General features: G+C 44.3%; 16 protein-coding genes. 14 read left to right on the plus strand and 2 right to left on the minus strand.

Annotated features, from left to right (window positions below):
- Positions 1-9: 9 nt before the first annotated feature.
- The 6 genes from V1225_RS03710 (at position 10) to V1225_RS03735 (ending at position 10,121) form a co-directional block, all read left to right on the plus strand.
- Positions 10-2,895 carry a UPF0182 family protein gene (locus tag V1225_RS03710; RefSeq protein ID WP_338547599.1) on the plus strand — a complete coding sequence of 962 codons (2,886 nt, stop codon included), beginning with the start codon at positions 10-12 and terminating at the stop codon, positions 2,893-2,895.
- A 102-nt stretch (positions 2,896-2,997) separates the two neighbouring features.
- On the plus strand, positions 2,998-4,917 hold the full coding sequence (locus V1225_RS03715) for a glutamine synthetase (protein ID WP_160202536.1): 1,920 nt from the start codon (positions 2,998-3,000) through the stop codon (positions 4,915-4,917).
- 23 nt (positions 4,918-4,940) lie between these two features.
- Positions 4,941-6,215 carry a serine--tRNA ligase gene (serS, locus tag V1225_RS03720; RefSeq protein WP_160202537.1) on the plus strand — a complete coding sequence of 425 codons (1,275 nt, stop codon included), beginning with the start codon at positions 4,941-4,943 and terminating at the stop codon, positions 6,213-6,215.
- Between the two features lie 18 nt (positions 6,216-6,233).
- Entirely contained in the window at positions 6,234-7,325 is a 1,092-nt protein-coding gene (locus V1225_RS03725) for a hypothetical protein (protein ID WP_160202538.1), read from the plus strand.
- Positions 7,326-7,421: 96 nt separating this feature from the next.
- A complete protein-coding gene (gene cls, locus V1225_RS03730; protein WP_160202539.1) occupies positions 7,422-8,957 on the plus strand; it encodes a cardiolipin synthase in 1,536 nt (511 codons plus the stop codon).
- 297 nt (positions 8,958-9,254) lie between these two features.
- Positions 9,255-10,121, plus strand: a complete 867-nt coding sequence (locus V1225_RS03735; protein WP_338547600.1) for a methyltransferase domain-containing protein — start codon at positions 9,255-9,257, stop codon at positions 10,119-10,121.
- Between the two features lie 54 nt (positions 10,122-10,175).
- On the opposite strand, the gene V1225_RS03740 is transcribed toward V1225_RS03735, so the two are convergent.
- On the minus strand, positions 10,176-11,069 hold the full coding sequence (locus V1225_RS03740) for a radical SAM protein (RefSeq protein WP_160202541.1): 894 nt from the start codon (positions 11,067-11,069) through the stop codon (positions 10,176-10,178).
- A gap of 523 nt (positions 11,070-11,592) precedes the next feature.
- On the opposite strand from V1225_RS03740, the gene V1225_RS03745 reads away from it, so the two are divergent.
- The 4 genes from V1225_RS03745 to V1225_RS03760 all read left to right on the plus strand — a co-directional run bounded on the left by V1225_RS03745 (position 11,593) and on the right by V1225_RS03760 (position 16,552).
- Entirely contained in the window at positions 11,593-13,026 is a 1,434-nt protein-coding gene (locus V1225_RS03745) for a hypothetical protein (RefSeq protein ID WP_160202543.1), read from the plus strand.
- 79 nt (positions 13,027-13,105) lie between these two features.
- Positions 13,106-14,464, plus strand: coding sequence for a sigma 54-interacting transcriptional regulator (locus tag V1225_RS03750; protein ID WP_161908547.1), 1,359 nt, complete (start codon positions 13,106-13,108; stop codon positions 14,462-14,464).
- Between the two features lie 137 nt (positions 14,465-14,601).
- A complete protein-coding gene (gene speB, locus V1225_RS03755; protein WP_160202545.1) occupies positions 14,602-15,534 on the plus strand; it encodes an agmatinase in 933 nt (310 codons plus the stop codon).
- A 628-nt stretch (positions 15,535-16,162) separates the two neighbouring features.
- On the plus strand, positions 16,163-16,552 hold the full coding sequence (locus V1225_RS03760) for a DUF2500 domain-containing protein (RefSeq protein ID WP_160202546.1): 390 nt from the start codon (positions 16,163-16,165) through the stop codon (positions 16,550-16,552).
- A 226-nt stretch (positions 16,553-16,778) separates the two neighbouring features.
- On the opposite strand, the gene V1225_RS14730 is transcribed toward V1225_RS03760, so the two are convergent.
- A complete protein-coding gene (locus V1225_RS14730; RefSeq protein WP_160202567.1) occupies positions 16,779-17,075 on the minus strand; it encodes an ATP-binding protein in 297 nt (98 codons plus the stop codon).
- A gap of 227 nt (positions 17,076-17,302) precedes the next feature.
- Between V1225_RS14730 and V1225_RS03765 the strand changes: the two genes are divergently transcribed.
- The 4 genes from V1225_RS03765 to V1225_RS03780 all read left to right on the plus strand — a co-directional run bounded on the left by V1225_RS03765 (position 17,303) and on the right by V1225_RS03780 (position 19,415).
- On the plus strand, positions 17,303-18,004 hold the full coding sequence (locus V1225_RS03765; RefSeq protein ID WP_201759591.1) for a DUF3990 domain-containing protein: 702 nt from the start codon (positions 17,303-17,305) through the stop codon (positions 18,002-18,004).
- Positions 18,005-18,080: 76 nt separating this feature from the next.
- A complete protein-coding gene (locus V1225_RS03770; protein ID WP_160202547.1) occupies positions 18,081-18,599 on the plus strand; it encodes a helix-turn-helix transcriptional regulator in 519 nt (172 codons plus the stop codon).
- A 154-nt stretch (positions 18,600-18,753) separates the two neighbouring features.
- Entirely contained in the window at positions 18,754-19,071 is a 318-nt protein-coding gene (locus V1225_RS03775; RefSeq protein ID WP_338547601.1) for a LytTR family DNA-binding domain-containing protein, read from the plus strand.
- A gap of 131 nt (positions 19,072-19,202) precedes the next feature.
- Positions 19,203-19,415: a hypothetical protein gene (locus V1225_RS03780; RefSeq protein ID WP_160202549.1), complete on the plus strand. Its 213-nt coding sequence runs from the start codon at positions 19,203-19,205 to the stop codon at positions 19,413-19,415.
- Positions 19,416-19,648 lie beyond the last annotated feature (233 nt).

Here is a 19,648-nt window from a genome sequence, read left to right on the forward strand (position 1 = left end):
GGACTAATTTTGAACAAGAAAAGCGCAAAAGGGCAGCGACGGCTTAGCGTAATCATCATGTTTATCGTAATTATTTTAGCCTTATTCTTATTACTGATAAACTTTATTACGGACTGGCTGTGGTTTAAAGAAATGGGATATGTGAGTGTATTCCTGAAACAACTGACGACCGAACTCGAAGTGGGTATTCCGATTTTTGTGATTTTAACACTAATCATGAATTTCTATCTGAGAATGCTGAAAAAAGGCTATTTTAATAAGATTGCATCTCACGAAGCAACTGATATGAAGAAGCTGGGACGTTATACGACACTGATCTCGGCGGCGTTCGGGCTGTTCTCCGCATTCTATGCAGTAAGCAGTTTGTGGTTTGAGATTTTGCAGTTTGCTAACGCAACGGGGTTCGATATCAAAGACCCGTTATTCCATATTGACATTTCGTTCTATATTTTCCAGCTGAATTTCTTAAAACAGCTCAACGAAATGTTTATCGGCATGGTGCTTCTGATTATTGTAGTTACCGTGATTTACTACTCTATCCTGCTGTCCGTGCATACGCCGGATATGTTTAAGGAAGAGGAGATTCCGCAACAGGAGCCTGAATTTGACAGTGAAGAACGCTATGACGGCGGAGACAACCCATTCTCCGGCATGGGCGGTAACAGTCCGTTTGACAAAGTTTTTGAAGCTTTTACCGGAAAGAAGGCACAGCCGAGAGCGGCAAAACCAAAGAAACAGTTTGACGACAACAATTTTAAGCAGCTTCTGCACATTGCCTCCGGTCAGCTGACCTTCTTGGGCGTAGTATTCTTCCTGATGGTTGGAATCAACTTCTTCCTGAAGCAGTTTGACTTGCTCCACACCCATACAGGTGCAGTATACGGCGCTGGATTTACCGATGTAAATATTACCCTTTGGGTCTACAGAGCTCTTTGCGTACTAGCGGTGCTGGGTGCAATTACTGTAATCATTCACATCAAAAAGAAGCAGTTCAGAAAAATTTTCACGATTCCAGTGATTATGATTCTGATTGGTGCGCTGGGAACCGGAGCAAGCTATCTGGTGCAGAACTTCATTGTGTCGCCGGACGAGATTAACAAGGAATCCAAATATCTGGAAAGAAATATTGAGTATACTCAGTATGCTTACCAGCTTGACAATGTTTCCGTAAAATCATTCGATGCAGACAATTCTCTGACCAGCGAGGATATTGCAGGAAACTCTGAAACTATTGAAAATATTCGTATTAACGACTATGAACCTGTAAACACTTTCTATAATCAGACGCAGAGTATCAGACAGTACTACAAATTCAACGATGTTGACGTAGACAGATATATGGTAAACGGGGAATACACCCAGACTTATCTGTCCACCAGAGAAATTGACAAAGAAAAGATTCAGGACACTTGGCTCAACAGGCACCTGAAATATACCCACGGTTATGGTATCGCTCTGTCCAGAGTAGACGCAGTAACCCAGAGCGGTCAGCCCGACGTTCTGATTAAGAACATTCCGCCGCAGTCCTCCATCGAGGAAATCTCTGTGGAGCGCCCTGAAATTTACTTCGGCGAAATGACCAACGACTACATTTTGGTCAACACCAGCGAAGAAGAATTTGACTATCCTGACGGAAGCGCCAACCAGTACAACAAGTACGAGGGAGAAGCCGGCATCAAGCTGAATATGCTCAACCGTGTTATGTTTGCCATCAAAGAGCAGAGCATGAAACTTTTGGTTTCTTCCAATATTAAGAGTGATTCCAGAATCATCATCAACAGAAACGTGATGGATCGCGTACGGAAAATCATGCCGTATCTGAGTTACGAGGAAGATCCGTATGCAGTGATTGCGGGCGGCAAGGTTTACTGGATGCTGGATGCTTACACTACCAGCTCCTACTATCCGTATTCTGAGCCATATTCTGGTAAGAATGGAGATATCAACTATATCAGAAATTCTGTAAAAGTAGTCATCGACGCATATAACGGCGATGTAAACTTCTACATTGTAGATGACACCGATCCGATTGCAAAGACGTTCCAGAAGATTTATCCGGCGCTGTTTAAGGATTTGAATGAAATGCCGGAAAGCCTGGTAGCTCATATCAGATATCCGAACACCCTCTTTGCAATTCAGGCAGGCGTATACAGCCGTTACCACATGGAAGACGTAAAGGTATTCTACCAGAACGAAGACGTTTGGGATATCGCTGATGAAATCTATGGACAGGATCAGCAGAAGATGTCGCCGAATTACTATATCGCAAAACTGCCGGGCGAGAACAGCGCTGAGTTCTTTAACTCTCTGCCATTCACACCGAAGTCAAAGCAGAACATGACTGCTTTGATGGTGGCAAGAAACGATGGCGAACATTACGGTGAACTGGTGCTGTACAGCTTCCCGAAGAGCAAGACTGTATACGGTCCGATGCAGATTGAAGCGCAGATTAACCAGAATCCTGAAATTTCCAGTGACTTTACGCTGTGGAGTTCCAGAGGCACGACATATAAGAGAGGAAACCTCTTCGTCATTCCGATTGAGTCTTCACTGCTTTATCTGGAGCCGGTTTATCTGGAGGCTGAAAACTCCGCAATTCCGGAAGTAAAACGTGTTATTGTTGCTTATGATGACAAGATTGCTTACGAGGAAACCTTAGCGGAAGCTTTGGAAGCATTGTTTGGAGAGGGAACCGGTACAAAGGCACCTGTGGATAACAATGGCGATGACAACCAGAATGGAGGTCAGAGCAGCTCCGAAAAAACTACAGCTGACTGGATTAAACAGGCATCTGAAAGCTATGATAAAGCGCAGGATGCGCTGAAAAATGGAGACTGGGCAAAGTATGGGGAGTATATGAAGTCTCTGGAAGAAGCTTTGAACAAGTTAGCATAATTAAGAGTGAATTTGGGAGATTGGGGCATTCGCGCGCGGATGTCCCATAACCCGTTATTCTATATAATTTTTTAGATAATCTGGCTTATAAAGGAGGACGATATGCTGGACTACGATTTAGATAAAATGTTGTTTACGATTCCTGCAGCAAACCATTCAGCGCAGGAGATTACAAAGATATTAAAGGAACATCCAGAAGTCCAATTCGTTTCCCTGGTGGGAATTGATATCGGCGGCCACGATACCGACGAAAAGATTCCCGTAAATTTGTTCCTTGAAGACATAGATAAGATGCTGGCAGGCGGTGTGCAGACTGATGGATCCAGTGTAGCACTTCCGGGTATTGCAGTGCTCAATAATGCAAAGATTGATATCATTCCGGATCTTTCTGTGAACTGGTATGTGGATTATAATTTTAGTCACTTAGGATACCGCACAGGACTCCCTATCGGAACTCTTAGAATTCCATCCTTTTTGGTACACAACGACAATTTTGAGGTTGGATCCAGAGTTGTGCTTCGCGATGCGCTCAATCACTTTAAGAAAAAGCTGATGGAAGAACTTGCGGCATATCCTTACGTATTTGAGTATATCAATGGCATTGACAGTGTAGATGACATTGAAGATTTGGTGCTGACCAGTGCCACTGAACTGGAATTTTGGGTAAAAACCCCAGATGACAAAGGGGATAGAGAGCAGCTGTTTACAGCGCAGGTTTTGAAAGAACAGTATTGGAAGCGTACTTACGGAGAGGTGAGAACCGCCCTGGAAGAGACGCTGATGCTATTAGATAAATATGGCTTTGAAGTAGAGATGGGACACAAGGAAGTCGGCGGCGTCAAGGCAAAAATGGGTCACAGCGGGCATTACGACCACGTCATGGAGCAGCTTGAAATCGACTGGAAGTATGCAGATGCAATGCAGGCTGCAGACAATGAGAATCAGGTGAAGTACGTGGTGAGAGACATCTTTACTAAACACGGTCTTGATGTAACCTTTATGGCGAAGCCTTTTGAGGGCGTTGCGGGAAGTGGTGAGCATACCCATCTGGGTCTTGCAGCCAAGCTGAAAAATGGTAAGATGGTCAGCATGTTTGCGCCGGCAGATTTCAGTAAGGATTTTATGAATCCACTGGGTTACGGCGCGCTGATGGGAATTTTGAAGAACTATGAGGTAATCAATCCTTTCGTAAGTTCATCAAATGACTCCCTTAACCGTCTGAAGCCAGGCTACGAAGCGCCGGTTTGTATCGTTACCTCCCTGGGCAGAGCTGTGACAGAGCCATCCAGAAACAGAACCGTTTTGGTGGGTTTAATCAGAGACCCGAAAAATCCGATGGCAACTCGATTTGAGCTTCGTGCGCCAAATCCGAAGAGCAACACCTATCTGGTGATTGCAGCTTCCTATATGGCAATCTTAGATGGTGTGCATGCGGTTCTTGCTGCAGGAAAAACGCCAAAAGAGCTGGAGGCTTCCATCTCCAAAAAACACGGGCAGGATGATTTTTATCTGGAAACAGAGCGGGAATATCGCAGTGAGTATAACGTGTTTGAAGATTTTACAGAGGAAGAACGTGACCACCTCTTTGGTCATGCGCCTGCAACGGTTTGGGAAAACCTTCGTGCATTTGATGAACACCCGGAAAGACTGGCAGTGTTTAAGGAAGGAAATGTCATGCCGGACATTGTTCTGGAGTCTTACCGTGAGCAGACCTTGTCACAGTGGAAAACAGAGCTGCATGACCGAATTATTCCGGATACGATGAATTTTATCAGGAGCTGCAAGCAGGTACATAATCTTGACGATTTTTCCGATTATGATATCAAAAACTGGATTGAAATTGATCGGATCAGACATGAGATCGCCAAGGACACTATCACAGAAAAGTGTCTGCTGACAAGAGCAAAGAATGCGCTGGACGAGGGTGACTACGATCTGGCATCAGATTTACAGCTGGAAATTCAGCAGAAAGTAAACCTGCTGAGCAGCCTGTATATTAGATATAAGAAAAATTTGCTATAGTAAATGGTAAAAGGAGTGTAACCATGTTAGATATTAAACGAATCAGAGAAGATTTTGAAGGCGTAAAAGCCAGAGTAGAGTTTAGAGGCAAAGGAGACTTCGGTATTGATAACGTAAAGAAACTCGATGAGCAGAGAAGAGAGCTTTTAGCAGAAGTGGAAGCGATGAAAAATAAGCAGAATACCGTTTCCAGAGAAATTCCAAAGCTGAAAAAAGCAGGAGAAGATACTACTGCGATCATGGCAGAGATGAAGGAACTGTCCGGTAAGATCAAGGAACTGGACGGACAGCTTTCTGTCTTGGAAGAAGAACTGAAAAATGCGCTGCTCAGCATTCCGAATACACCGTACAAAGACGTACAGTTTGGCGAAGACGACAGTGATAATGTAGAGGTTAGAAAGTTTGGCGAGCCGACAACCTTCGATTTTGAACCAAAAGCCCACTGGGATGTAGGTGAAGATCTGGACATTCTGGACTTTGAGAGAGCTGCAAAAATTTCCGGCGCTAGATTTACAGTATATAAGGGACTTGGGGCAAGACTGGAGCGAGCAGTGATCAATTTTATGCTGGATCTGCACACCATCGACCAAGATTACACCGAAATTCTGCCGCCGTTTATGGTGAACAGAGCTGCAATGACTGGAACAGGTCAGCTGCCGAAATTTGAAGAAGATATGTTCTACATTCCGCAGAAAGACTTTTTCTTGATTCCAACTGCTGAGGTTCCTGTAACCAATCTCCGGGGCGGCGAAATCATGGACGAAAAGGAACTGCCGGTCTACTATACTGCGTATACTCCTTGTTTTAGAGCAGAAGCAGGCTCTGCGGGAAGAGATACCAGAGGTCTTATCAGACAGCACCAGTTTAACAAGGTGGAGCTGGTAAAATTCGTAGACCCGGAAACTTCCTATGATGAACTGGAAAAACTCACTGCTGATGCAGAGGAGGTGCTGAAAATCCTTAACATTCCATATAGAGTGGTGAGACTCAGCTCCGGTGATTTGGGCTTCTCCAGCGCCATGACTTACGATATTGAAGTCTGGATGCCAAGCTACGGTAGATATGTAGAGATTTCTTCCTGTAGTAACTTTGAGGATTTCCAGGCTAGAAGAGCAGGGATTCGTTTCAGAAGAGAAAAAGGAAAGCCTGAATTTGTGCACACTCTCAACGGCTCCGGTCTTGCAGTAGGTAGAACTGTAGCTGCAATTTTGGAAAACTATCAGCAGGCTGACGGCAGCGTAGTGATTCCGGAAGCGCTCAGAAAGTATATGGGCGGTGCAGAGAAAATCACAAAATAAGGAAGAAAAGAGATAAAGATGTTTAAACTACCCAAATATATTGAACCGGATTTTTCCCAAGAAAAGTTCGTAAACGCACCTAATGCCAAACTGGTGGCAGCGCCTGTGGATAAAGCCGCACCGGCGGGATTTCATGCTACATCTATTTACCCGGAATATTTTAAGGTCGGTGGTAACTGGTATTTGGCAGAGGACAGCCGTATGGACAGCGTGCCGGTCTTTGAAAATGGTCAAATTTTTGTAAGAGAATTTAGAAACCTGAAGCAGGGAGACCAGGTTGTTGTAGGGCGCAGTGAGGACTGTGAAGAGGGCATTTATGTTCACGCTGACTGTTTTGAAAGAGAAGAAGCGGGCAGAGCCCAGACCTTTGCATTCCGCCAGAGCAGAAGCAGGGAGACGGGTTTCAGCTATGACTATGAACAGCTTGTGGAACTTTTAAAATATGAAAAAGCACATAATGGCTATATCGTTTGGGTGCTGGGTCCTGCCTGCTCCTTTGATGCGAAAGCCAGAGAGTGCTATGAAAAACTCATCGAGTCTGGCTATGTGCAGGCGATTCTGGCAGGAAATGCACTGGCAACTCACGACCTTGAAGGTGCTTACCTTGGAACTGCTCTGGGTACTGATATTAAAACCCAGGCGCCGTATGTCAATGGACATTATAATCACCTGGATACAATCAACTGTATCAACACCCACGGTTCTATCCCGGCTTTTATTGAAAAAGAAGGCATTAAAAACGGAATTATTTATTCCTGTGTAAAGAACGATGTTCCGTTTGTTTTGAACGGTTCTATCCGTGATGACGGACCGCTGCCGGAAGTATATGAACATACTTATGTAGGGCAGGATACGATTCGATCCCATGTCAGAAAAGCGACTACAGTAATCGGCATGGCGACAGTTCTGCACACCATTGCTACAGGTAACATGACGCCTACCTACAGAGTGCTTGCAGATGGAACGATCAGACCAGTATATTTTTATATGGTAGATACTTCTGAATTTGCAGCAAATAAGCTGGGAGATCGAGGAAGTCTTGCAGCAAAGGGCATTGTAACCAACGTGCAGGATTTTCTGAACAATGTTTGTCAGGGTCTGAACCTGTAAAAGTGAAACGAGCTTAGAGATAAAGCGATTTTGGCGGGCGGTTATCGCCCGCTTTTTCTAGGAAATGATGTAGTAATTGGGAAAGGGAATTTAGCAATGAAAACGACTGCCGGAAAGATTTTTGGCAAAATAGTGAATCGAATGACGATTACCGGATTTTTGATTCTGATACAGCTAGTCTGGTTTGGCATAGCGCTGATGGCGCTGACGGAGTACAGCACCTGGGTTTCTTTGGGATTTAGTGTTGCTTCGATTTTGATGGCACTGTTCATTACCTGGAGAGATGATAATCCAGCATATAAGACGGCATGGATTCTCCTAATATGTCTGCTGCCTGTGCTGGGTGCGGCGATGTATGCGTTTTTTGGAAATAAGCGACCTGCCAGATGGCTAAAATGGAGAATTAATCCGCAGGAGGAGCTGCACAGAAAGGATTTGCAGCCAGAGGACGATTTGACGGATCTGGCACCCGGCAGACTTTTGGATACAGTGGATTACATAGCTGCAAAAGGCGGCTTTCCGGCATGGAAAGGAACGCAGAGCAAATATTATGCCTTAGGTGATGACGTTTACGAGGATATGCTTTTCGACCTGCGCAGTGCACAGAAGTTTATCTTTATGGAATATTTTATCATTTCACGAGGCGAAATGTGGGATGGCATTTTTGAAATCCTTAAAGAAAAAGCTGCTGCCGGGATAGACGTGCGCCTGATTTACGATGATGTAGGCAGCATGAATTTGCTCCCGAAGGGTTTTGAGAAAAAATTGCGCCTGGCAGGAATTAAGGTACTTAGTTTCAATACAATGAGACCGTTCCTGTCGCTGGTATACAACAACCGAGACCACCGAAAGATTACCGTCATTGACGGGCAGGTGGCTTATTCCGGCGGCTACAATATTGCTGATGAATATATCAATAAAATTGAGCGTTTTGGACACTGGAAAGATTCCGGAATTCGGCTTGCGGGACATGCTGTATGGAATTTTACAGTGATGTTCCTCAACATGTGGAATGCATTTTTGCCTACGGAAGAGGATTATAGCAGGTTCAGACCTCACGCTGGGCATCCGGCACCTTTTGGCGGGGAGGGTATCGTGCAGCCTTACGGCGACTCGCCGCTGGATGACGAACCAGTAGGGGAAAATGTCTACCTGGAAATTCTCAATCAAGCGGAAGATTATGTGTATATTTTCACGCCATATTTGATTATCGACAATGAAATGAAGACAGCGCTGGTGCTTGCGGCAAAGCGGGGTATCGATGTGAGGATTGTAACGCCAGCTATTCCTGACAAGAAAATTGTATTCCGGCTGACTCGATCTTACTATGAGCCGCTCATCAAAGCAGGTGTCAAAATTTATCAGTACACGCCGGGCTTTATCCATGCGAAGAGCTTTGTCAGTGATGATAAAGTCGCTGTGGTGGGAACGATTAATATGGATTACCGAAGCCTGTTTCTTCATTTTGAGTGCGGCACGCTTCTGGCAGGCTGTCAGGCTGTGCTGGACGTGAAGAAGGACTGTTTGGAGACCTTTAGGGTGTCACGCGAGATTCATCATGAGGATTGCAAGCGCAGCTTTTGGGGACTTCTCTACGACGCGGTACTGCGAATGCTGAGCCCGCTGATGTAATGACCTGGCAGGTCACCGGCGATGAGAGCGGTGATATTGGTCGATGTGCATAATTTCTAGATTTTTTTCTGAAATATGCACGTTTAAAGCGAAAGGCGTGCATATTTTGAGGAAAAGCTTTGAAAATATGCATGTTTATCTGAATTGTAAAGGATTTATGAAGATGTTTTGGCGTCATTTATGCATAAATTCGTTGATTTTAACGAAAATATGCACGGCACTTATAGAAAATGTGCATATTTTCGATGAAAAGTTCGAAAATATGTAATTCGTCTGCATGATAAAGGGAGAGTCAGAATGGAAAAGATTGATAAGTTTTACGAAGTGAAAAGCCTATTCCAGTGTCCCAGATGCGGAAAGAAAATCCGCTTTCATGGGGGCGGTTTGGTATGCAAGAAAGAGCACCGTTTTGATATTTCGGCAAAGGGCTATGTGAACCTTTTGCAGGAAAATAAAGTGTTAAAAGGCTATGATAAGGAGTTTTTTGCCAGTCGCTATCGGTTTTTACAAGCAGGATATTACAGCCATATTATGGAAGAAGTTGTGGGAACAGTGGAACGCCTGGTGCAGGAAAGGGCGGCGCAGAAGCAGACGGAGGATGAAAATTTTGTCGTGCTGGATGCTGGCTGCGGAGAAGGATATTATGCCGCGCAGCTTTCTGAAAGGCTAGGGAGCAGTGGGCAGATTCTGGCATTTGATATATCAACAGAGGCAATCAAGCAGGCGGCAAGAAGTCCGCAGCCTGTCAAATGGATGGTAGCTGATATCACCAATATCCCGATGAAGGACCAGAGTGTGGACTGTATTTTGGATGTTTTTACACCGGCTAACTACAAAGAGTTTGTGCGGATTTTGAAACCGGGCGGTGTGCTGGTGAAGGTCGTGCCAGGTGCTTCTCATATGTCGCAGCTGCGCAAGGCGGCAGCACCGCTTCTTCGAAACAAATCCTATTCCAATGAAGAAGTACTGGATTATTTTGAAAAAAATTTTGAGATGGTAAGCAGAACACCTGTCAGCAAAACTATGGAAATTGGAAAAGAGCATCTTGCAGACCTTGTGCGAATGACACCGCTACTCTTCGATGTGGACAAGAGTAGACTGGACGTAAGCGGCATTAGGGAGATTACCGTGGAGGCAGAAGTACTGGTGGGAGAATCGCGTTAAAATTGTAAAGACGTTGTAAAGCAAATGATTGATAAGTTGAAGGGTTTGACGTACCTAAAACAGTGACAGCTGCTGGCCGTCATCGACAGGCTGCAGGAGGCTTTGGGGCAGACGGTGTCCCATGGTCAGACCATACTTTGCATTGATTTTTGAGAGCTTTTGATAAAAGCTCTTTTTGTATGCCTTATCTAAGCCGCCTCTGCCGTAAAAGGTCAAAAATGCGTCCATTTTTTCGGGAAACTCCGTGTGAAAAAATTCGAGGAAATGGTCTCTGGTTTTTCCTTTGAGATTCAAAAGACCAGGCAGGACGTAGTCCACCTTTGCGTCTGCGCCGCCTGCAAAAAGACTTTCCAGATTTTCATCACTGTCGCTAAGGAGCGGAATGATGGGCATGGTATGAAGACCGGTATGAACCTTTGTGGGTGCAAAAGCTTTGAGCATTGCAAAACGGCGGACAGAGGACACACCGCCCGGTTCCAGTTTTTTACGAAGCTGTTCATCAGTCGTGGTGATGGTTGCTGCTACGTTGACATAGGTGATACGGGAAAGCTGCTCCAGCAGATCAAAGTCACGCAAGATCAAATCTGATTTAGTGGAGATGATGCAGGGAGTTTTGTGCTGGATTAAGAGTTTCAGGATTTCGGGCATAAGCTGCATATCAGCTTCAATCGGCTGATAGCTGTCAGTAATTCCGCCGATGTTGACTACTTCGCGCTTCCACTGGGGCTTTGCAAGCTCTGCAGCAAGGCGGTCTGCTACATTTTGTTTGATATAAATGGTGTCAAAAAAACGATTGTCCTCCATATAGTCATGGGTGTATAGGGCATAACAGTATCGGCAGCGGTGCGCACATCCGCGGTAAATATTCAGGTCCCAATGAAAGGGCAGATATCTGCTGTTAATCCGGTTCATTGCAGATTTACAGGTAATGGGTTTGTAGTATGCCATGGGATTTCCTTTCTGTCTTGGTGGGCGTGTTGCAGATAAAATAAGTATAGCACAAAAGAGATGGGTTGAACATGGAGAAGACAAAAATTATAGCAGCAACAAAAGTTGGTATGATGACCTTGCGGGAAGAGCCTTGGAGCAGCTGGGAATTGAAAATGACTTGATACCATTGCAGACGCGACAAACCCATGAAAGAACAGGTTATAAGTTGCATACGCCAACTTTACGTCTTTATTTTTCTTTTCTTGCGTTGGCGTTTTTTGAGGGAAGGGCGCAATACTTGCAAAAAAATCCTCTCAAGTTGGCGGATTGAAATATCTGCTTGCATCGGCACGGATATTGTTTGTGCTTGTCGTAGAAAAATGTTTCTTAGAAGACCGCGTCGCTTTAATGGGGATGTTTCATGCCTTTGCTGTGTCTTCGCAGGGGTTGGTTCTTGCCAAGCGGTGCGGGCAATGATAAAATGAAATCAAATAGTGAAAATAAACCAAAATGAAAATAAACCAAACATACGGAGATGAACATGGACAGGAAACAGAGCATCGCAGATTTTTTGCAGGCACATGGGCAGACGGAGCCAGTGTCTTTTCACATGCCGGGGCACAAAGGTGCGGCAATTTATAGGGAAAATGGGTATGGGGAATTTCTTGACCATTTTATGGACTGGGATATTACAGAAATACCAGGGGCAGACAATCTGTTTCAGGCGGAGAGTATTATAGCGGAAACGATGAATCGGTATAAGACGATGTATGCTTCTAAAGAAAGTTATCTGCTTATCAACGGCAGCAGCGCAGGGCTGATTGCGGCTATTATGACTGTGGTACCAAGGGATGGCAAGCTGATCATGGCAAGAAACTGTCATAAATCGGTATTTAACGGTTTGATGATGGCAGGTGGGCAGCCGGTCTATGCGCATCCTGAATTGATAGAAGAATATGAGATTTCCGGAGAGATTACCCCGGAGGAGATCGAAAGGTGTTTGGTACAGCATCCTGACAGCAGCGCAGTGCTTTTGCCGAGTCCTAATTATTATGGGATCTGCAGTGATATAGCTGCCATCGCCGAAGTTGTACATCGTGCGGGAAAGATTCTGATTGTCGATCAGGCACATGGTGCGCATTTGAAGTTCTTCGATGCTTTTGCCGGTACGAAAAAAGCGGCAGAAAATCTGGGGGCAGACATCGTGATTAACAGTACCCATAAGACGCTGACGTCTTTTACCCAGAGTGCTGTGGCAAACCTTTGCTCAGACCGAATTGACAAGTATGATTTTGAGGATAAGCTGCAGCTTATTGAAAGCACCAGCCCGTCCTATCTTTTAATGGCGTCGCTGGATATTAATGCTGACCTTCTCGAAAGGAGAGGTGAAACATTGATTCGTCAGTGGAAAGAGGATTTACAGTATTTTTATGGAAGGGCTGCCGACATTAATGGGCTGCGGATCATGCGGCATCCGCTGCTTGACGATACAAAGATAAATCTGGACATGCGTGCCTACGGAATTTCCGGATTGGAACTTGAGGAACTGCTCATGGAGCAGGGGATTTTTGCAGAACTGGTTACTGGTAATATTGTGATGTGCATGACTGGAATCGGAAATAGGCGATGTGACTATGAGCGACTGCTTGATGCTCTTCGGAAAATTGCTACAGCGCATTCTTTGGTGCCGGAAAGGGCATGTGAACAGGCGGCGCGTGATGTAAACGGAGCGTGGGATTTTCAGAACCTTGCGCAGCGTCCAGTACCCAAGGAGAAGGAGCGAATTGCGCTGGAAATGGCGGCGGGTAGGGTGTGTGCATCGTCAGTGATTCCATATCCGCCGGGGATTCCGATTCTTTGTCCGGGGGAAGTGATGGACAAATCGGTAATAGACTATGTAAAAGCGCTGCGAGAGGCAGGCGAAAAGGTAATCGGTATAGATGATTTGGGCAGAGTCACAGTAGGAAAGGAGTAACGGATGACAAAGGTTACACTGATCGGAAACAGAATGGGAAACTTTGAATTTTTGAAAATTCAGTAGGAGTGGAGCAGCTATGCAGATTAACAGTTTGGAAAAATTTGCCAATCTTTACGGCAGAATTGATGCGATTTTGATTGTAAATAAAGAAAATATCATCGAATACTCTGCGATGGTGACTGAGGACAAAGAGTATCTGCGCACCGATGATATTTTAGGTAAAAATCTTTTTGCGGTATATCCTGAACTGAATGAGGGCAACAGCACCCATGCAAAGGTCATGGCGACGGGACTTCCGGTACTGAATCAGAAACAGACCCTGACGGAGCCGTCCGGCAGACGTCACACTACGATGACCAGCACATTCCCCATAGAAAATAACGGTGAACTGATCGGCAGCATTGACCTTTCTGTAGAGTTGCCTGACGATACGGACGATATTTCAAAGAAAAGGAAACTCTATACGGCGGATGATATCGTGACGCAGAATCCGGATATGGAATATATGAAGGAAAAGCTTTTGAAAATCGCGAAAAACGATTCGCCGGTCATGGTGATTGGAGAGTCAGGAACGGGAAAGGAACTCATTGTCGAGGCAATTCACAGTCATGGAAGGCGGAAAAAGAGACCGTTCATTTCCCTTAACTGCGCGGCTATTCCCGATGCACTCATCGAAAGTACGCTTTTTGGAACGGTAAAGGGTAGCTTTACCGGTGCGGAAAACAAGAAGGGGCTCTTCGAGCTTGCCGATGGCGGTACCTTGTTTCTGGATGAGGTTAATTCCATGAGTCTTGAACTGCAGGCGAAACTTTTGAAGGCGGTAGAAGAGCAGCGATATATGAAAGTGGGTGCGGAATCTTACACGGAGGTAGACACGCGACTGATTTCTGCCATGAACGTTAGTCCGAAGGAGGCAATCGGCAGTGGAAAAATGCGGCAGGATTTATTTTATCGTCTCAGTGTGGTGCAGCTTTTGGTGCCGCCGCTTCGCAAACGAAGGGAAGATATCTCGCTGCTGAGTTCTCATTTTATTGGGCAGTATAATAAGCAGATGGGAAAGTCTGTGAAGGAAGTTAGTCCTTTTGCAGAAAAGGTGCTGCAGGATTACAGTTGGCCGGGCAATGTGCGGGAACTTAGGAATGTGATGGAGTCCGCATTTAATCTGGTCGAAGGCGATGTCATCGGACTGACCGATTTGCCGGATTATTTGATTTCGGGAAGCGGCATGCTGGGCGAAAGCGGCAGTGCGGAGCCTTCCGGCAGTCTGGCAGAAATGATGAACCGTTATGAAAAAGAAATTCTGGAAAAAACTTTAAGGAATGCTTCCTCTTTGAATCAGGCGGCTACAAGCCTGCAGATTACCAGACAGGCACTGAAGTATAAAATTGAAAAGCTACAGATTGATTATCAGACGCTGCTGAACAGGGTGTGGTAAAAAATTTTACCTTTCTGTTGTAAATTTTTTTTCATAGACCGCCGGAGTAGTTGAAAAATAGTTGAAATGAAAAGGTTTCTGTTCTGGCACGGTTATTGCTAAAATTGTATGGCAGTAAATGAAAAGGAGTGAATATAATGCAAGTAAAAAATGAATTTGCAAAGAATAAAAGTTCATGGTGCGGTCTGAACCGGCCAGAAATGAAAGAGGAAAATGCCGATGTGGTAATTTTCGGTATTCCGTATGACGGAGGCGTTAGCTATCGTGGCGGTGCAGCCGAGGCACCGCAGATGCTGCGCGCAAATACCCTTCATTCTACTCCATGCACAGAGCGCCTTGCGTGGTTTGATACTCTGAATGTAGTAGACGGTGGAGACTTTGAGGGCAGCGACAGAGAGGAAGTCTTTGCAGAGGTACAGAAATACGTAGCGGATTTGGTACGTAAAGGCGTTCGCTTTACCATGGTTGGCGGTGACCATTCTGTGACCATTCCGGTGGAGAGAGGCATTAACGATGCAGTCGATGAAGAATTTGGTATTATTCACATAGATGCACATATGGATTTGTGCGAGGCGCTGGAAGGCGACTTGCTCTCTCATGGCAGCACTGAGCGCAGAGCGCTGGAACTTTCTCACGTAAAATCGCTGGAAAATTTGTACTTTATTGGAATCCGTTCTATCGAGCCGGATGAGTTTGAGCTTTACAAGGAAGGTAATATACAGGTGAAAACCGCTTATGATTGCTACCATGAGGGCATTGAAGCGGTGGCTGCTGACTGCATTGAAAAGATGAAAAAGTTCAATCAGGTTTATTTGACTTTCGATATTGATGCACTGGATCCGGCTTATGCTGCGGGTACAGGAACGCCGCAGTTTGGTGGGCTGACTTCCCGTATGGCTCTGACTCTGCTGGAAAAGCTGTTCCGTGGACTGAACATTATGGCTTTTGATGTTGTGGAGATCGCACCGGCGCTGGACCCGTCTCTTGCCGCAATGTTCGCAGGGCGGAAGCTGATTACGGAAGGCTGGGGCTACTGGGCGGAAGGGCTTGGAAAGCTGGAAAGGAAATAGAAAGAGAAACTGCTGCGTGAGGAAATTTGCGCAGCAGTTTTTTTGAGGAGGATATGCTAGTGTTGAATTTGTCAACGTTTCTGAGATTTTTGTGTCTGTACTGTACTGTGCCGTGGGGTGCTACGGGGGATTAAGTACTGAACGCCAATTAGGCATGATTTTTTTGAAATTTTTGCGTTAGCACTGGCAAATCCGCCAATTTCAAGGAAAAATTATGGAATTCTTGCGGCGAAGTGAAGTGAGAACGGCTCAACCCTTCAAAATCAACAGGGTTTTGCGCGTGCATTCATTAAAAAATCCCTTGATTTGGCGTTCGCCGCCGCTTTCTTAAAATAACTTCCTTGAGTTGGCGTATTACAAGGAGCGGTCGCAAGAATTTGAAAAAATTTGTGCGAAGTTGGCGGCGCAGACGTTGCAGATAGTGCGTGGAGGGAGGGTGGCAGGCTATAACGAAGGGGAACAAAGCGATAAGCAACAAGAGATTGGCAGACTTCGGGCTAATTCCCATGCTTGACTATTGATGCGAAAGCATCTATTGAGTTTTATATGATGATTATGATATAATAAAAATGATAGAAATTGTTCGTCTGGTGTGAAGATTGTGGAGTAGAGAGGAGCGATATATAAAATGTATTATGGTGATGGATTTAGTGCATTTGGAGTTATGTTTATAGTCGTGTTTGTAATCGTAATTGGAACCTTTATTGTCACGGCAGTAAAGGGTGTCAGTACATGGAATAAGAACAATCAGTCGCCGAGGTTGACGGTGCCTGCGAAAGTGGTTTCGAGGAGGACGGCGATTTCTCGTCATAATCATGCAACAGGCGGTGAAGCCTGTGGGACTGTAACTACTTCATCTACGAGGTATTATGTGACATTTCAGGTCGAAAGCGGAGACCGTATGGAGTTATCCGTAAATGGACCAGAATACGGCATGTTGGCTGAGGGAGACGTAGGGGAACTGACTTTTCAGGGAACCAGATATCTGTCCTTTGAACGATGGAGGGAAGAAAGATAAGAACATGATATTATAGAACTGTTTTTTATTTATACATGTCCTGTAGTGTGACAAGCATAACTTCACCTTGTTTTGCAAAGTCTTGCAGCCCTTGGGTGAATCCGCTCTTCGAGAAAATAGGGTAATGATATTTAGACCCTTGGCAAAGACTTTCGCGTAAAGAAAAAGATATTCACGGCACACCGGCTTAAAAATAAGACCCATGTAATCAGAAAATATTTACTGATTACAGAATCGTAAATACGGTCAATATGACCCGCACTGATGGCTGATATGTTTTGCAGTACAACAATACCAAAAACGAAAGAAGTTTCTCATATATTGCTTTCGATAAAGCTTCTAAATTTTCCTGGGAAGAAGCATTGAGAGCGGAGAAAAAGATGGCCGGTTTATCTTTGCAAAATTGGTTAATCAATGCGGTCTTGCCAACACGGCGACGCCCATAAATTATGATACATTCAAAATTGTTTTTACTATATTGTTTATTTAAATTCTGAAGTTCATAATCTCTGCAGTAAAATATGTGAAGTTCTCTTTGCTATTAAACTCTAAAGTTTTAAACTTATAAGTTTGTTCTAAACGGCTGGAAGATGAAAGTCAATAGAGGGTTGGAAAGAAGCTACGCAAGTTTTTAGGCGGCGGTTTTTTCTTGTGGGAGTGGAATTAGCGGGGCTGAGGGCTTGACAAACTGATGCCACAGTATTACAATGAAGAAAACTGATACTGTGGTATTATAGATTGGAGAGGTTTATGAGTAAGGATATTACGATTTATCATGGATCACAGCAGATTGTTGAAATTCCTACGTATGGCATTGGAAAGTCATACAATGATTATGGGCAGGGATTTTATTGCACTGAGAATATGGAACTGGCAAAGGAGTGGGCATGCCCTATAAAAAGGGACGGTTATTCTAATCAGTACATCCTTCATACTGATGAGATGCAAGTGATGCATTTGACAAAGGGGAACTTTAACATATTGAATTGGCTGGCAATTCTTTTGAAGAACCGCAAGTTTGATATCAACAGTAATATAGCAAGAAGTGCGAGGGAGTATCTGCTGGAGTATTTTTTGCCCGATACCAAGGGTGTTGATATCATGGTGGGGTATCGAGCAGACGATTCTTATTTTTCTTTTGCGGAAGATTTTATTAACAATACCATTTCGGTACGAGATTTGGGTGTTGCTATGGAACTGGGAACTCTTGGCGAGCAGGTTGTGCTGCTTTCTCCTGCAGCATTTAGCAAAATTGAGTTTGTGCAATATGAAATTGCCGACTATCGGAAATACTATTACAAGCGCGCTCAAAGAGACAGCTTGGCGAGACAGAATTATCAACAGAGAAAGAAAAATCCTGCGATGCTTCGAGAAGATTTGTTTATACTTGATATTATTAGAGAGGATATGAAAAATGATGACCCCCGTTTACAATGCCACATATCTGAGTAAGGCTGCGAAATCAGTCGGAAATATGCTTCATGACGCTGTAATAGAGTTTGGTTACAAAGGAGACGAATTTCTCCATATGTTTATTCAGTCAGGAATTGCGGAAGAGATTGAAAGCGGAAATCCGAAATATATTGCGGGCAAAAGCGGCATAGAACTTTTTTCAGAAGTTATGGAACGGACTGTGGGAAAGCAGATTGACGCAGACGTTATTGAAACCTATGAAAAATCTGATGTGTATTGGATTGGCTGGGCACTGACTCATTATCAGTGGTATTCGGGACGTAGCTTCAAGGATATTTTAGAGACGGTATCCTTCGATGCCCTGCGGGGGCTTTACGGCACACTTCACGAGACCGATGTACGGAAATTTTATGAAGTACTGGATGCTCATTTTGCACAGACAGGCAGTAAACTGAAGATTGTTCGTAAAGATTGCGGCCTTACGCAAGAAGAACTTTCTGGGTTGTCCGGTGTTTCAATCAATACCATTCGTGCCTATGAGCGGAAAAGCAAGGACATCAATAAGGCTCAGGCGGAAATTGTCGTTCGCCTGTCCGGGGCACTGAAATGCGAGATGATGGATATTTTGGGGTAGGCGGAGCTGATTGTTTTTACTATTAAAGAAATATAGAGTAAAGAACTACAGAAAACTATTGTAGTTCTATTTTTTTTGGAAAATAGCAAAGGTGAGTGTTTGGCGAAGGGAGTACAAGAAAAATTTAGATGATTAACATTACGGATTGTTATATTTGGAAAATAAAAGCGGTCGCTTTGTGATTCCCTACAGCAGAATTTATTACTTTGAAAAACAGAAAAGGCAGGTGCTGGTACGTGGAACCGGCGGACAGGTGCTTTGCAGCTTTTACGGAAAGTTTGAAGAAATGGAAGCGCTACCGCAAAATTTTCTCCGCTGTCATAACAGCATGATTGTCAACATGGGCAGAGTCAGCGCCATAGAAAAAAGTAACTTCCTATTAATAGATGGAAGTTTTGTATCAATCAGTCGTACATATTTGCAGGAAAGCAGACTGGGTTTTACCAGATATTGCATGCCGGATGTGCGGTGAAGTAAATATCTCGTTTTGAGTCTCAAGAATTTATTTATTACAAAATAAATTCATAAATTTATAGTGATTTTCTTAATAGAGTATTGTATAATGAACTTAAAATAGGGGGATTAGTTGGATGGAGGTAATTTATGTCTAATATAACAATAGAGGCAGCTCGTTTAATGGAGAGCTTACCTGAAAGCGAACAAAACTTTGTACTTGAGTTCATCAAGAAACTGGTTCTAGCGTGGGATCCGGACTATACAAAGCTCACTGCATCTGAAGCGGAAGCGTTAAAGGAAGCGGAGCAGAGCGGCTTTATTGATGAAACAGATATCGATTGGTCGCAGATTGGAATTTAACGATCATATATTTATTAACGTACATTTAACCCGCCTTGTGCATTTGCAGGCGGGTGTTTTTATGGTGTGTATAGCCTCCTCCATAGACGACTCATAAAGACGGCTGATAAAGTCGGTCCATGAGAATGGTCGCCGCATCACGCCTCCCCCCATCTGGCGGAATGAACCAATCCCTTGCCGCATATGTTGTTACGTACATAATTTATCCAGAACATGTAGGAAAATTCTGTGAA

It is taken from the genome of Emergencia sp. JLR.KK010, assembly GCF_037018265.1.
Taxonomy (GTDB): domain Bacteria; phylum Bacillota; class Clostridia; order Peptostreptococcales; family Anaerovoracaceae; genus Senimuribacter; species Senimuribacter intestinalis.

Excerpts from the sequence above, each read along its gene's own strand:
- V1225_RS03725 (WP_160202538.1), top strand. The coding sequence starts at position 6,234 with ATGTTTAAACTACCCAAATATATTGAACCGGATTTTTCCCAAGAAAAG.
- V1225_RS03735 (WP_338547600.1), top strand. The coding sequence starts at position 9,255 with ATGGAAAAGATTGATAAGTTTTACGAAGTGAAAAGCCTATTCCAGTGT.
- serS (WP_160202537.1), top strand. The coding sequence starts at position 4,941 with ATGTTAGATATTAAACGAATCAGAGAAGATTTTGAAGGCGTAAAAGCC.
- V1225_RS03750 (WP_161908547.1), top strand. The coding sequence starts at position 13,106 with ATGCAGATTAACAGTTTGGAAAAATTTGCCAATCTTTACGGCAGAATT.
- V1225_RS03740 (WP_160202541.1), bottom strand. The coding sequence starts at position 11,069 with ATGGCATACTACAAACCCATTACCTGTAAATCTGCAATGAACCGGATT.
- speB (WP_160202545.1), top strand. The coding sequence starts at position 14,602 with ATGCAAGTAAAAAATGAATTTGCAAAGAATAAAAGTTCATGGTGCGGT.
- V1225_RS03715 (WP_160202536.1), top strand. The coding sequence starts at position 2,998 with ATGCTGGACTACGATTTAGATAAAATGTTGTTTACGATTCCTGCAGCA.
- cls (WP_160202539.1), top strand. The coding sequence starts at position 7,422 with ATGAAAACGACTGCCGGAAAGATTTTTGGCAAAATAGTGAATCGAATG.
- V1225_RS03780 (WP_160202549.1), top strand. The coding sequence starts at position 19,203 with ATGTCTAATATAACAATAGAGGCAGCTCGTTTAATGGAGAGCTTACCT.
- V1225_RS03765 (WP_201759591.1), top strand. The coding sequence starts at position 17,303 with ATGAGTAAGGATATTACGATTTATCATGGATCACAGCAGATTGTTGAA.
- V1225_RS03745 (WP_160202543.1), top strand. The coding sequence starts at position 11,593 with ATGGACAGGAAACAGAGCATCGCAGATTTTTTGCAGGCACATGGGCAG.
- V1225_RS03770 (WP_160202547.1), top strand. The coding sequence starts at position 18,081 with ATGTTTATTCAGTCAGGAATTGCGGAAGAGATTGAAAGCGGAAATCCG.
- V1225_RS03760 (WP_160202546.1), top strand. The coding sequence starts at position 16,163 with ATGTATTATGGTGATGGATTTAGTGCATTTGGAGTTATGTTTATAGTC.